This window comes from Sebaldella termitidis ATCC 33386, assembly GCF_000024405.1.
GTDB classification, from domain to species: Bacteria; Fusobacteriota; Fusobacteriia; order Fusobacteriales; family Leptotrichiaceae; genus Sebaldella; species Sebaldella termitidis.
In genome coordinates this window covers 2034144-2048751 of the sequence record NC_013517.1, presented here as the reverse complement: position 1 = coordinate 2048751, position 14608 = coordinate 2034144, and the positions used below count along the sequence as shown (strand labels likewise).

The following is a 14608-nucleotide window of genomic DNA, read 5'->3' as shown; positions in this document are numbered from 1 at the left end:
ATTAATCTATCCATACAGTATTTTCTTCCTCATCCTCTTCTTTTTTCTCTTTTTTCCCGTGAAGGATTTCCAGATAAAAATAGATCATCACTGCTATCTCAAAAAATACCATACAAACTATATAAAGAAATTTTATTGTGCGTTTTATATTTTTATTTTTTAATGCAAGTATTATATAGACTACTTTTTGTGTAAGGGACAAAATACAGCTTATTCCCCATAATATGAAAATAAAACTGTAATCTTTCAATATTAATGCAAGAATATCTGAAAAAAATGCATCCTCAAAAATCATAGCCATAATAGAAGTTAGGTTTTTGGCTATCATTCCATTTATTATAACTGCTGCCGCAAATGGGGCAAAAGCCAGAAATCCCAGCCATATCTTTTCTTTTTTATTCAAAACAGCCTCCCATATGTTATTTTATAGTTTCTTTACCATATGTTTGTATTTTTCTCCATACACTGTTATTTTCGAATCTTCTTCGTAACCGATTTTTTTGTATATAGAATAAGCTTTTTCCTTATCCATATGAACTATAAGACTCGATTTTTCATATCCCATTTTTCTTCCCTCATCTTCTGCGAACCTTATCAGCTGTTTTGCTATTCCCCGTCCCTGATAATCACTGTCTACAGCTACAGAGTCTATATAATATTCATTTTCATAAAATTCTTTTTCAAAATAGTCTCTTGTAATCCCGTTTTCCTGCAGCCCGGCAAGCATCACTTCATCCAGCTCTTCTCCTTCGTCCGAGTGATATGCTACTATTATCCCTACTATTTTACCATCAATTTCACATACAGAAAAATTTTTATATGTATATCTTCCTTCATCAAGTAGAAAGTATTCTCCTAATTTGGATAAAATTTTCTTTTCATCAGTATGCCCTGTAAAAACTGTTTTCATTTCGTCCATTGCTGTTATAAGCAATGGTATGACACCGTTCACATCTTTTTTTTCAGCTTTTCTTATCATTGACATGTTATCACTCCTCTGCTTTTATGATAAGATAAATTTTTATAATTAAAATTATTCATTGAGTTATATACTCTGCCTGCTGTAGCAGCTTTCTTAAGCTGCCAGCTCTTTTAACATTTCCCCGGAATTTTTTATCTTTCTCAAAGTCCATAAAAACCATGCGACAGAAATAATACCTTTTAATATACTAGTTCCGCTTATGCTCCACCATATTCCCGTAAGTCCCATAAGCAGTGTCAGAATATAAGCAAGTGGTATTCTCAAGCTTGTTACTGCCACACTGTTTACAGTAGGCTGCAATGTTCTTCCTACTCCATTAAATGCACCAGTTGTTGTGATTTCCGCACACATAAACATTTGTGAAAATCCCAGAATACGCAGATAATCCTGCCCCATTGCTATTGTTTCGGGATTTTCAAAGAAAAATCCATAAAGATATTTTCCTCCGAATATAAATACAGCCGAGATCACGAATCCAATTGATACTATCCACTTTAATCCTATGAAATAACCGGCTTTCAGTCTTTCAAGGTTTCTTGCACCGTAATTTTGTCCAACAAAAGCTGATATTGCACTTGCCAGACCTATGGAGATGTTCCATGAAAATGCTTCAAACTGAATTCCCACACGCTGTACCCCCAGTGCAGTCTCGTTTATACTTGCTATCATCCCAGCAAGTATAATTGCAAATACCGAAAATAAGGCCTGATTAACTCCGTTCGGAATACCCAGCTTTACAATTCTTCTGTAATAATGTGCAGGATCAAGCCTCCATATACGAAGCTTTCGAAATCTTGACGTTTTTCTGAAAAGATAACAGAGTATTCCTATACATGCTATTATCTGTGCTGTAACTGTTGCAGTTGCCGCTCCTATTACACCCATCTTAAAGTATTTTATAAAAATAAAATCCAGAAGTACGTTCAGTAGAAGACCGACAGAATTAAAAATAAAAGGCCCCAGAGTATCGCCCTCGGCATTTATTATTGATGATACAGTAATTACGAGATATAAAAATACAAATCCTACTGCGGAAATCATCAGAAACTGATTTGCTGCGCTAACAATTACAGGATCCTGTACTTTTATGACTTTAATAAGATAATTATGAAATACCATAACAAATGCACAATACATAAGACCAAAAGCCACACAAAGATAAAGTGCCGTTCTCACATATTTTCTAGCAGTTGTTATTTTCCGTGCTCCTATTGACTGTGCTACAAGCACCTGAGCTCCTATTTTCGGTATATTGCAAAAACACATTCCGAAATTTATAAAAAATGCACCTGCTGCTACTGCAGAAACATATTTATCTCCAAGGTATTTCCCTATGAACCATGTGTCTGTAAGACTGTATCCTATGGATATCAAAGATGTAAGTACAACCGGAAGTGCAAGCTTAAAAAGCCCCTTTGATATAGAACCCTCCAATATATTTGTTTTATTTGCTTTCCTTCTCATTTTTACTTATCCTTACCTAATATATAAGACCAAAATTCTACATCTATATATTTACCAAATTTTTTTCCTGCTTCCTTAATAACTCCGGCTTTTTCAAAACCGACACTTTCGTGTAATCTCTGGCTTGCCAGATTCGGGTATGATACTACTCCTATTAATACGTGAACTCCTGCTTCCTGTGACAGCTCAATCAGTCTTTTATAAAGCTTTCTGCCGATTCCTCTGCCCTTTTCGTTAATATCCAGATATATGCTTGTTTCCAGACTTTCACTGTAGGCGCTTCTTTCCCTGAATTTTCCCACATAAGCATATCCTGTTATTTTATTATTTTCCTCATGAACTATAAAAGGGTACCCTGCCTCAAGTATTTTTTTTATTCTGTTTTCCATCTCTGCAGTATCAATCTCTTCTGTCTCAAAAGTTATTATTGTTTCTCTTATATAATAATTATATATAGCTGCAATATCTGCTGCATCCCTTATTTCTACTCCTCTTATCACTTTTTATCATCTCCCGGCGTTAGTGCTGTTTTTAAAATAAAAAGAGCAAAACGCTCTTTTATATTATTTTCTTATTCCTAATTTTTCTATTAATCCTCTATATCCGTCTACATTTTTACTTTTTAGATAGTTTAGAAGTCTTCTTCTTTTACCTACCATTTTCAAAAGTCCTGCTCTTGAGTGAAAATCTTTCTTATGCGTTTTTAAGTGACTAGTAAGATGATTTATTCTGTCGCTAAGTAATGCTATCTGCACTTCTGTAGAACCTGTATCCTGTGGATTTTTCCCGAATTCTGCAACTATTTCCTGTTTACTTTTTAAAGCCATTAATATTTCCTCCTAAATTATAAATTATCTTATCCAAGAACTTAGAGGCTACCTAAATTCCTAGAAAAAATTCATAATAATGATATCATATTTAACACAAAATGTAAAGTATTAAATCGCTATTTGATTTTCAAAGCTGCTGGATTCTGTTCCCGGATTTTTATAAATCTGATAATTTTTTTTTGAAAATTTAGTATTATAAAAAACTGTCCGTATTTTTTATTATTTTTTCAAGTATTTTATCAAATAAAAAATATTCTTTGTTGTTTATTATATTTCCAGGCTCTCCTGTAAGCACAAGCCAGGTTTTCCTTAATTTAGTCTTATCCCTTTTATCTGCTTCACTTAGCTTTTCTGTATTATTTCAATAAACCTGAATCAGTGATTATTCTCTGAAATTAAGCATAATTATTCCAAAAATTATTATCGCTATCCCTATAAAACCTGCTGTTGACGGGAAACTTCCATGCAGAAGAATTATCTCTCCTATAAGGGCAAAAATTAACTCTGCTGCCTGTGTAGATTCCACTGCGGCAAGCTTTTTATGGTTTCCCCCTGCCAGCTTTGTAGCTTTAAAAAATAATGTTGTCCCTATAACTCCTGCAAAAACTGCTACTATAAGTGATCCTTCAAGCTGTCCAGCCGAAGGAAGCCCTCTTCTGAAATATGCTGCAATTGATAAAATAATCCAGGTAGGCATTGTACAGAGTATCATTCCGAATATTCTCTGCACAGTACTCAGATGGTCTCCGCATATTTGAAGCATTTTTCTGTTCCCTAAGGGATAGGCAGTCGTGGATATTATCATTGGAACCATAGTTAATAATATAACCTTTATATTAATTTCTTTTTCACCGCTAAACTGCACCAGAATTACTCCTATAAATATAACAGCAGCATAGATAACCTGCTTTAGAGGAATTTTTTTACTGTCAGATGTAAACGGAGTCAGCAGTATTCCTGCGAGTATGGTCATCTGCCATAAACACGCAATAAGCCATGACGGTCCGAACTGTGATGCAAAGCAAATAAAGCTGTAAAAAACTGTAAATCCTACATTTCCCCACAAAAACCATGCACCGGTATTTAATTTTATTTCTTTTATCACAGGCTTTATTTCTTTTTTTATACCAAGCCAGACAAAAAAGAATATAAAAATAAAAAAATGCCTTAGAATGGCACTCCAAAGCCAATATCCCCCTTCTATTCCCATTTTCCTGTTCAGTATAAATGTCGTTGAAAAAAAGAACGCCGCCAGTATCCCTAAAAACAGACTCATATTCCTCTCCCTTTTCTTTGTGTTTTTCTGTCCATTATAACATATGGAACAGGATATTTAAATTTTTATTTTAAAAAAACAGGCTGCTTCATTAACGAAACAGCCTGTCTGAAAACCTTTTATCTTATCTTAATATGTATCCAGCTTTGTCTGTGTTTTTTTTCTAAGTATGCTGTTAACATAATATTTTCTTAATTCCACTGTTAAAAGCGGTACTATTGACAATCCTGCCGCTATTGCCCAGTGAACTGTACTCATACTTTCAAGACTGAATATACTGGCAAGTACAGGTATAACAGCTGTTGCAAATACTATTCCGATCGAAAGCATCGCACACCAGAAAAGCAGCTTGTTTGATGTGAATCCTATTTTAAATATTGATTCACTGCTTCTTACATTAAATATATGAACTACCGATGACCATCCCAGTATAACAAATGCCATTGTCTGTCCTATTTCATATGATGGTATCATACCGCCGATTTCTACTTCACGTCCTATATAAAAACCTAAAAGTGTAATAATAGTGAATACAACAGCCTGTCCGCCTATCTTCCATGCCAGACCGTTTGAAAATATACTGGCATTCTTAGGAACAGGATCATTAGTCATAGCATCTTCCTCTATTTTCTCCCTGCTTAATGAGAAGCCTGGTATACCATCAGCTACTACGTTAATTAATAACAGCTGTATTGCTATTACCGGCGTTCCCCAGCCGAGTGATATCGCTATAAGCATTATGAATATTTCCGAAATATTACAGCTCAACAAAAAGTATATTGTTTTTCTGATATTTTCATAGACTCTTCTTCCTTCTGCAATTGTATCTACAATAGTTGCAAAATTATCATCTGTAAGTATTATATCAGCAGCACTTTTCGCTACATCAGTACCTGTTATTCCCATTGCAGCTCCTACATCTGCTGCTTTCAGTGCCGGTGCATCATTTACGCCATCCCCGGTCATCGCTACAACCTCACCGTTTGCCTGCCATGCTTTTACTATACGTATTTTATCTTCCGGACTTACTCTGGCATAAACTGAATAATCCCTTACATTTTTTATCAGCTCTTCTTCTGTCATTTTAGATAATTCACGTCCTGTAATTGACTTCTCGCCGTCTGAAAGTATTCCCAGCTCACGGGCTATAGCAGATGCAGTTACTATATGGTCTCCTGTTATCATTACTGTTCTTATACCTGCCCTTTTTGCCGCTGCTACTGCTGCTTTGCTTTCAGGTCTCGGAGGATCTATCATTCCTACCAGACCTGCAAGAATCAAATCTTTCTCCATCTCTTCCGCAGTAAGATTTTCCGGAAGCTCGTCATAAGTCTTATATCCTACTGCTATTACCCTTAAAGCATCTTTCGCAAAATCATCATGTATTTTTTGTGCCAGCTCGCATGATTCAGTTGTACAATCCCCGGAGATTCTGTCAAATGCTCCTTTTGTAATAGTGAAATATTTATTTTCATATTTATGAACAGTTGTCATTAGTTTTCTGTCAGAATCAAAAGGTATCTCAAATATTCTCGGCCATTCCTCAGACAGCTCTGATTTTTTTATTCCTTTTTTCTCAAGCAGTCTTATTATTGCAGTTTCTGTGGGATCTCCCACTACCTTTGTTTCGCCCTCTGCTTCTTCTATTACAGCATTACTTGCCAGGCTCATCATTTCCAGAATCTTCATTTCCTCATCCAAAAACTTTTCCTCGGCATTTTTTGCCTTTGTATTTATTGTCCATATTTTCTTTATAGTCATACGGTTTTGTGTTAATGTCCCCGTCTTATCCGAGCATATTACAGATGCATTTCCCAGTGTTTCCACAGCAGGTATACGCCGTATAATTGCATTTTTCTTTACCATATTCTGTACTCCGCCTGCAAGTGTTATTGTTACTATGACAGGAAGTGTTTCAGGTACAGCTGCTACTGCCAAAGAAACTGATGTCAGTAACATCGCCATGGGAGTATCTCCATATAAAAGTCCTATTATGAATACCAGTACACCTGCTCCTATAGCAATAAGACTGAGTTTTTTCCCAAGCTCTGCAAGTCTTATCTGCATTGGTGTCTTTAATTTACTGGTATTATTCAGCAGTCCTGCTATTTTTCCCATTTCAGTCTTCATACCTGTACTTACAACTATCGCTTTTGCTCTTCCGTTTGTTATCAGCGAACCTGAGAAAAGCATATTTAATCTGTCACCTACAGATGCATCCTCCTCAATTACTGCATCAGGATCTTTTTCCACAGGTACGCTTTCGCCTGTAAGCATAGATTCCTCTACCTTTAATGCACTGCTTTCCAGTATCCTTGCATCAGCAGGAATTTTGTCTCCTGCTTCCAGCATCAGGATATCACCGGGCACTAGATTTACTGCATCTATCTCATCAATTTTCCCGTCTCTTATTATTTTTGTTGTATGATTATTCATTTTTTTCAAAGCTTCCAAAGCTTTTTCGGCATTACTTTCCTGTTTTATTCCTAAAACAGCATTTAATACCACTATTGCTATTATTACTGCCGGTTCTGCATATCCATGCCCTGACGTAACTGCAAGATAAAGTGAAATTACCGCTGCGAACAATAATATTATTGTCGTAACCTCTTTTAACTGATGAATTATTTTTTCAAAAACAGTTTCTTTCCTCTCTTCATCAAATTGGTTTAAACCGATTTCAGCCTGTATTTCCTTTACTTTTCCGCTTGATAATCCGGTTCTTACATTTGATCCAAGCAATTTTACCACGTTTTCTCTGTTTTCTTTTACGTATTTCATATTTCACCTCTCATCTATAATTAATAATCTTTCTAATACGTCTGCAAGATAATCTATTTCCACCTCGTCTTTCTTAGGATGTCCGTATATATTGTTTTTAACCTTGTCGGCTGCCAGAAATAAAATTACACTGTTCATTATGTACGAAATAGCTTCCGAGTCTTTATGAGTCATCTTTGGTGTCAGAAAACTGTCTAATTTCTTTTCTACCGACTCTGTCAGATAATCCTGAATATTAGGCTTGACTGATTCCAGTTCTTTACTTCCCATCTCTTTAATAGTGACCATCATGTAATCTTCATATTTGTCATATATTTCCATTATAAATTCACTTGTTTTATGTATCAGTTCTTTGTTGGTCTTTATTGTGCCGCTGAAAAAACAGTCAATCTCATCTTTTATTTTATCAGTTTCTGCTTGCAGCGCCTCATGTACCAGTGTATCCTTACATTTAAAATTTTTAAATATGGTAGTCTCATTCACCTCTGCTGATTCTGCTATTTTTTTTGTAGTTGTTCCTTTTATTCCTAAAATAGCTGCCAAATGCAGTGTAGCTTTAATTATCTTATCTTTTGAACTCATTTTCTTCTCCTCCGTTTACAAGCAAGTACTTACTTGTTTTTTTATTTTAACAAAAAAATATCATTTATTCAAATTAATTTTTATTAATGTAACATTTCATATACAACTATACCCTATAAACATTGTAATTACTAGCTGATAATTTTTTTCTCCTATTTTATAAGTGTTATTTATAACCATATAATCTGATAACAGGAAAATTATTATTTAAAAGCCTCAAATATAATTTTAAATTAAAAAGCTGTATCTCCTTTGACACAGCCCTTTTCCAAATATTTCGCTTTTTGTATTTTATAATAACTTTTCATATAATTCTTTTCTTGGACTTGGAATTACAGTGGAGTATACAAGGATACCCATCTCTTTCCCGAGATCATTCCCGGCCTTTACCGCTTCGTTTACTGCACCTACATCGCCTGTAAGTGTCACAAAAGACTTTCCGCCTATAGCGAATCCCAGCCTTACTTCTATCAGCTGTACATTTGCAGCCTTCACTGCCGCATCTGCCCCGTTTACAGCTGTAGTCACATCATAATATTCCAGAACCCCGAGAGCTCCCAATTCATCCAGCTCTGTAGTACCGCTGATTGCTCTTATTACTTCGGGATGAACCCTTGAAATCACCAGTTCATTTACTACTGTTTCCTCACCTGCTTCTACGCCGGCTTTAACGGAAGATTCCACTGCGGCAATATCCCCTGAAACCATTGCTATAAATTTTCCGGGACATATAGTATTAGCCCTCATTAGCTCTACTTCTCCTGCTTTCATCATAATATCCGATGCCTCTATACCTTTGGCTATGCTGTTAAACTCTATCATACCGATTGTCAACACTATTTTTCACCTCTCTATACCATTCCGTCAATTTCTATATACGATTTCTCTACCTTAGTTACAACTCCGTTTATACTGGCATGTATATTTGCTCCGAATTCTTCCCTTCCTACTTCCGCTATTCTCTGCCCCTCTATTACTCTGTCTCCTTCTTTTACCAGAGGTACAGCCGGCTTTCCTATGTGCTGTGACAGAAATATTTTTACCTTATCCGCTTTCAGTTCCTGAAGGTCAGCTACTTTATTATTGTAGTATCTGCTTAAATTCAGTCTTGCTATAAGTCTGTTTACGGGAATTTTTCTATAATCCCTCATTTCATGTTCAGAAGGTATCTCTTTATTACCGTCATAACGTACACCTTTCTCCCTGAATACACCTTTCAGATATGTATTAGTAGATTTTGGGGAAATTCCCATAGGACAGGCAAATAATTCACATACATTACACTCGCAGCATATCAGAGCTTCCTTCAGGATCTCTTCATCCTGTTCGCCCATTCCCATTGCTCTCATTACTCTGTGAGGTCTTAATTTATGTCCTATCAGATATCTCGGACACATATCCGTACACATTCTGCACTGAATGCAGGCTGCACGGCTTTCATTAAGAATATGTGCCTCAGGTCTCTCTTTTCTTTTTATCACATAGTGATCTTCCGGAAGGATTATCAGGGCACCTGTTGTTTTTATCACTGCCTTCTCTGCCAGCTCATCCCTGTGGACTATTTTCCCCATCATTGGTCCGCCCTCTATTACTGCATAGTTCTTTATTTTCACACCGCCGGCTCTTTTTATGCACTCTTCAAAAGAAGTTCCTATCGGTACTTCAAGCATAACAGGATTATTAACTTCTCCCAAAACAGATACATATTTTTTTGTCACAGGTTTTTCTTCTATGGCTTCATAGACATTTATCACAGTTCCTACATTGGAAACGACGGTATCCACATCAAGCGGGATTCCCCCTGCAGGTATAGACTTTCCTGTAATATCTTTTACCATTATCTGTTCATCTCCTGCAGGATAAAAATTATCCATCAGAAATAATTCTACATTTGAATCCAGTTCTTTTATTGTTTCGCTAAGTTTTTTAATTTCGACTTTATATTTCTTTTTTAAACCCAGAACCACTCTGGCAGCCTTTAGATTTCCGGCAATTATTTCCATACCCTTGATCAGTTCATAAGTTTTTTCCCTCATCAAAAACTTGTCCACTTCCAGTAACGGTTCACATTCCGCACCATTTACAATAAAAGTCCCTACCTCTTTTGTCATTTTCAAATGCGTGGGAAATCCGGCACCTCCGGCTCCTACCACTCCTGCATTGTAAACAGCATCTAAAAAATTCATCTTATCACCTACTCTTTATCCTCCGTATTTGAATTTTTTTATCCACCGGTATTTTGTCTTTGTATATTCAAAACAGCTTTTTTAAATACATACAAAATACCTGTACCCTATATAAAATATAAAAACAAAATATAAATGAAATAAGGTACTAACTAAATTTTACCTCATACTTTTACAAATGTCCATATTTCAGTTTCATTTTTTTTACTTTGATTATAATAATATTTTTAATTTTCTCTTTTATTTAAAGACTTTGCCGGAAATTTTACAAATATTTTTCCAGCTTTTTATTTTTATTTTTTGCAGTCATTTTATTATATTTCTCAGTTCCTGTATATTTTTTTGCAGCTGCCGGTATTATCACATAAAAAAGAGCAGATATATTTATTTTTAATATATCTGCTCTGTAATATTTCAATATTTTATTATTTCATGTTTCCTGCTATTTCAGATGCCAGCTTCGCATTATTATAAACCAGCTGGATATTAGCCTCTAGACTTTTTCCTTTAGTGATTTCTTTTATTTTAGCAAGAAGGAAAGGTGTGCTTTCTTTTCCTTTTATTCCTTTTGCTTCTGCTTCTTTTACAGCCTCTTCTATTGATTTGCTTATTTCATCATAATCCATTGAATATTCCACAGGAATCGGATTTGCTATTACTACTCCACCGTTTAATCCCATTTCCCATTTTGCTGTTATTATATCTGCCAGTTCTTTTGGAGTATCTATTTTATAATCAAGATCAAATTCGCTCTCTCTAGTGAAAAATGCCGGAAGTTTTTTAGTCTGGTATCCTAATACAGGTACTCCGTGAGTTTCAAGATATTCCAAAGTCAGACCAAGATCAAGAATAGATTTTGCCCCTGCACATATTACTGCTACATTTGTATTTGACAATTCTTCAAGGTCAGCGGAAATATCCATAGTTGTTTCTGCTCCTCTGTGTACTCCTCCTATTCCTCCTGTAGCGAATACTTTTACTCCTGCCATTTCTGCCACTATCATTGTAGTTGCCACTGTTGTTGCTCCGTTTAATTTATTTGCTACAATATAAGGAAGATCTCTTCTGCTTACTTTTATTATTTTACTTCCTTCTTTTCCTAAAAACTCTATCTCTTCAGCAGACAATCCCACTTTTAATTTCCCGTCCAGTATTGCAATGGTAGCTGGTATTGCTCCTGCTTCTCTTATTACTTTTTCTACTTTTAGTGCTGTTTCATAATTCTGCGGAAAAGGCATTCCGTGTGATATAATTGTTGATTCCAGTGCTACCACAGGTTTGTTGTTTTCCAGTGCTTCTTTTACCTCTTTGCTTACTTCAAGATACTTCATAAAGTTTTTCATAATTTCATCTCCTTAATTTTATTCTCTATGTTTTCTACTGATATTTTATCACTTATTGTATTTTCATCAAGAATAGTGAGTATACTTGCTCCTATTCCGAATTTTGCAGCTTCATCTATGTCTTTTCCCATAAATTCCGCATGTGCTATTCCCGCTACGAAGGCATCCCCTCCGCCTGTTACATTTACGGGTGTTACTTTAGGATTCTTTATTATTCCTTTTTTCTTGTCGTTTATGTAATATACCCCGTCACTCCCGAGAGTAATAAAGATATTTTTTATACCTGCTTCCAGAAAAAATTTCCCGGCTCTGTCAAGATCGGAATCAGAATTTATCTTTATTCCCGAAAGAAGCTCTGCCTCTATTTTATTAGGCTTTATTGTATGAAATTTCCCTATTATGTCTTTTACCTTTTCGGATTTTTTTGTAGATACTGTATCAAGCATTATTTTTGTTTTTGTATTATAGCCCATTATGTAATTAATGGCTTCTTTTTCCAGGTTTGTGTCCACTATTATTATTTCTGCGCCCTCTATTTTTTTGTTTCTGGCTTTCAGATATTCAGGCTTCAGCTTTTTGAATATCTCCATTGATGATATGGCTACATTCATTTCACCGTTCGAATCCAGAATTGAAAGATAAATAGATGTTTCTTCATTTTCCAGAATCAGCGAATCACTTACGTCTATATCCAGCTTATTCAAATGATCCTTTATTTTTTCCCCGTAAAGGTCATTGCCGAATACTGTTATAAATTTTGTATTGATGTCAAGTCTGGCTATGTTTTCTGCTATATTTTTCCCGACACCTCCGAATGAAACTCCCACATATCCCGGATTAGAGTCATGTGCTCTAAGCTCGCTTCTGGAAAACCCCTGTATGTCTACATTGGTTCCGCCGATAACCATAATATAAGGGCTTTCATTAATTATATACCCTTTTCCGAGTATAATTCCTTTTTTCATGATATTACTTATATGTACAGCTACCGAAGTCCTCGTTATTCCTATTTTTTTTGCTATCTCTTCCTGAGATATCATAGGATTTTCCCTTATGAGATGCAATATCTCCCTTTCTCTTTCTGTCATCTTCATCACCTAAACATAAATTAGTTTTTTAAACTTATATTTAGAATATCATTTTTTTATTATTATGTCAAGAATTTTTTTCAAATAAAAAAATCACTGTGTTTTTGTGACTCTTACAGTGATTATATTTTAGTACTCAATTTAAAGTATTATATTTATTGATTTTTTTATTTCTTGCCTGATATTTTCTCGGATTTATAATAATTATTTTTGTCCTCTGCTATTTTTCCAGCTAAAGCCCTAAAAGTCTTGATATCAGCACCATCTATAATATGATTTTCAAAATAAACATTATTCTTATCTTTTGAATATCCGTTTTCTCCCAATATTTCAAAGGTTTCAGGATCTGAACCCGGTATTTTTTTATCTTCATAATATACCGAAATATTATCTCTCGAAAATCCAAAAGCACAAGGTTCTATTATATCGAAGGTTTTAGCTTCTGCTCCCTCTATTTTTTTTCCGTAATAATAAGCATTATTCTTATCTTTGGCATGTCCGAAATGTACCATATCAAAGGTTTTTGAATCTGCTCCCTTTAATATATTATTTTTATAATAAACATGATTTTTATCTTTTGAATAACCTGAATAAAGTATCTCAAATGTCTTTAGATCAGCACCTTCAATTTTCTTTTCCGTATAATAAATATAATTTTTATCCTGTGCATAGTCAGTACTGCTGTCAAAAGTCACTGCATCTGCCTCAGCTATTAATTTATCCTCATAATATACTTTTCCATTCTCAATTTTATATTCACTGAATACTGATATACTTATCAATATAAATAATATGATTTTTCTCATAACCATCTCCTTATCAAATTAAAAAGTTTTGCTTTTTTATAAATTACTCTTTTACTCCAAATAAAAAATCACTGTACTCTTATGCCGTGTCTGTAAAGCAATACAATGACTTTTTTATATTTATGGAAGTCTGAAAATAGAAACCAGCTCTAATTTTTTGTTCTCAAAGCTAAAGAGATAATAAGTTCCTCCCTCGAACATATCGTCATAGACACTTACCGCTACTACAAAATGCGGTTTATCTATTCCTGTATAGATAGTTCCCTCTACATCATCAGTATCCAGAAATCTTCCGGTCACGCTTAAAAATTCATCCCCGAATTCCCCGTTTTTTTCAAGAAGCCTTTCCTCTACATTGATTATCTTGTTTGCATTAGAATCTATTTTTAGTTCATTTATGGAATAAAAAGTATATGTCTCCTTATCTTTTAGATCTTTCGCAAGCTCACTGCTGTTTTTCCAGATTACTTCTTTTGTATTCCCCTCTTTCAGTGGGTAAGAAATATACCTAGAAACCGCTGCCGCATCCTTCTTTTTTACTGCTTTCTGAAATTCAGAAAATTGTTTCAAAATCTCTTTTTTATCAGAATCACTGAAAGTCGCCGAATAAACTCCGAAACTAAAAACTAAAAATAACAAAAATAAAACTTTTTTCATAAAACACCGCTTTCTTATAATTTATTTTAATTGTATAAAACCGTCTGTTACGGAAGCTGAAGATAAGAAACCAGTTTCAGCTTATTTCCCGATAATATAAAAATATAATAGCTTGATCCGTCAAACATATCATCATAAACTGAGACTGTTACCACAAAAAGATCATCATTCTTGGAAATACCCGAAGCACCGTAATAAAATTCGGCTTCATCATCACTGGAAGTAATGAATTTCCCCGTTATTTCCATAAATTTATCTCCGCCTTCTCCTCCCCTTTCAAGCAGCTTTTCTTCCACATTATCTATCTGACCGGATGCAGAATTTACTTTCAGCTCATCCAGATGTGAAAATACATAATTTTCAGGATCTCTAAAATCTTTAATAAAATCACTGCTGCTTTTCCAGATTACTGTTTTTATATTTCCGTCTTTAAGCGGATATGATACATATGTAGAAAGTGCACTGGCATTTTTCCTTTTTAATGCATTCTGAAGTTCCGAAAACTGTTTCAAAACTTCTTTTTTATCAGCCTCGGTAAAAGGGCTCGAATAGATCTGCATGCTAAAAACCAAAAGTAAAAGAAACAATATTTTTCTCATAAAACACCCACTTT

At 34.7% G+C, this 14608-nt stretch carries 16 protein-coding genes; all 16 read right to left on the bottom strand.

Annotated elements, in window-relative coordinates:
* Position 1 precedes the first annotated feature (1 nt).
* On the bottom strand, positions 2–403 hold the full coding sequence (locus tag STERM_RS09455) for a hypothetical protein (protein WP_012861375.1): 402 nt from the start codon (positions 401–403) through the stop codon (positions 2–4).
* 21 nt (positions 404–424) lie between these two features.
* Entirely contained in the window at positions 425–985 is a 561-nt protein-coding gene (locus tag STERM_RS09450) for a GNAT family N-acetyltransferase (protein ID WP_012861374.1), read from the bottom strand.
* A gap of 90 nt (positions 986–1075) precedes the next feature.
* Complete coding sequence (locus tag STERM_RS09445; RefSeq protein ID WP_012861373.1) at positions 1076–2446, bottom strand: MATE family efflux transporter; 1371 nt, start codon at positions 2444–2446, stop codon at positions 1076–1078.
* 2 nt (positions 2447–2448) lie between these two features.
* Complete coding sequence (locus tag STERM_RS09440; protein WP_012861372.1) at positions 2449–2946, bottom strand: GNAT family N-acetyltransferase; 498 nt, start codon at positions 2944–2946, stop codon at positions 2449–2451.
* 63 nt (positions 2947–3009) lie between these two features.
* Entirely contained in the window at positions 3010–3273 is a 264-nt protein-coding gene (gene rpsO / locus STERM_RS09435) for a 30S ribosomal protein S15 (protein ID WP_012861371.1), read from the bottom strand.
* Between the two features lie 385 nt (positions 3274–3658).
* Positions 3659–4552, bottom strand: coding sequence for a DMT family transporter (locus STERM_RS09430; RefSeq protein ID WP_012861370.1), 894 nt, complete (start codon positions 4550–4552; stop codon positions 3659–3661).
* Positions 4553–4681: 129 nt separating this feature from the next.
* Positions 4682–7333, bottom strand: coding sequence for a cation-translocating P-type ATPase (locus STERM_RS09425; protein ID WP_012861369.1), 2652 nt, complete (start codon positions 7331–7333; stop codon positions 4682–4684).
* A 3-nt stretch (positions 7334–7336) separates the two neighbouring features.
* A complete protein-coding gene (locus STERM_RS09420; RefSeq protein WP_012861368.1) occupies positions 7337–7915 on the bottom strand; it encodes a TetR/AcrR family transcriptional regulator in 579 nt (192 codons plus the stop codon).
* A gap of 291 nt (positions 7916–8206) precedes the next feature.
* Entirely contained in the window at positions 8207–8752 is a 546-nt protein-coding gene (locus STERM_RS09415) for a BMC domain-containing protein (RefSeq protein WP_012861367.1), read from the bottom strand.
* A 14-nt stretch (positions 8753–8766) separates the two neighbouring features.
* The gene (locus STERM_RS09410) at positions 8767–10101 is read right to left on the bottom strand and encodes a 4Fe-4S dicluster domain-containing protein (protein ID WP_012861366.1); all 1335 of its coding nucleotides are present in this window, start codon (positions 10099–10101) and stop codon (positions 8767–8769) included.
* Positions 10102–10366: 265 nt separating this feature from the next.
* Positions 10367–10519: a hypothetical protein gene (locus STERM_RS22175; protein WP_169305400.1), complete on the bottom strand. Its 153-nt coding sequence runs from the start codon at positions 10517–10519 to the stop codon at positions 10367–10369.
* 7 nt (positions 10520–10526) lie between these two features.
* A complete protein-coding gene (locus STERM_RS09405) occupies positions 10527–11444 on the bottom strand; it encodes a pseudouridine-5'-phosphate glycosidase (protein WP_012861365.1) in 918 nt (305 codons plus the stop codon).
* On the bottom strand, positions 11441–12532 hold the full coding sequence (locus STERM_RS09400; RefSeq protein ID WP_012861364.1) for a carbohydrate kinase: 1092 nt from the start codon (positions 12530–12532) through the stop codon (positions 11441–11443). Before STERM_RS09400 ends, STERM_RS09405 begins: the two co-directional genes overlap by 4 nt.
* 167 nt (positions 12533–12699) lie before the next feature.
* Complete coding sequence (locus STERM_RS09395) at positions 12700–13338, bottom strand: DKNYY domain-containing protein (protein WP_012861363.1); 639 nt, start codon at positions 13336–13338, stop codon at positions 12700–12702.
* 120 nt (positions 13339–13458) lie between these two features.
* Positions 13459–13995 carry a hypothetical protein gene (locus STERM_RS09390; protein ID WP_012861362.1) on the bottom strand — a complete coding sequence of 179 codons (537 nt, stop codon included), beginning with the start codon at positions 13993–13995 and terminating at the stop codon, positions 13459–13461.
* Between the two features lie 47 nt (positions 13996–14042).
* Positions 14043–14594 (bottom strand): hypothetical protein, encoded by a 552-nt coding sequence (locus STERM_RS09385; protein WP_041309919.1) that lies wholly within the window; start codon positions 14592–14594, stop codon positions 14043–14045.
* Positions 14595–14608 lie beyond the last annotated feature (14 nt).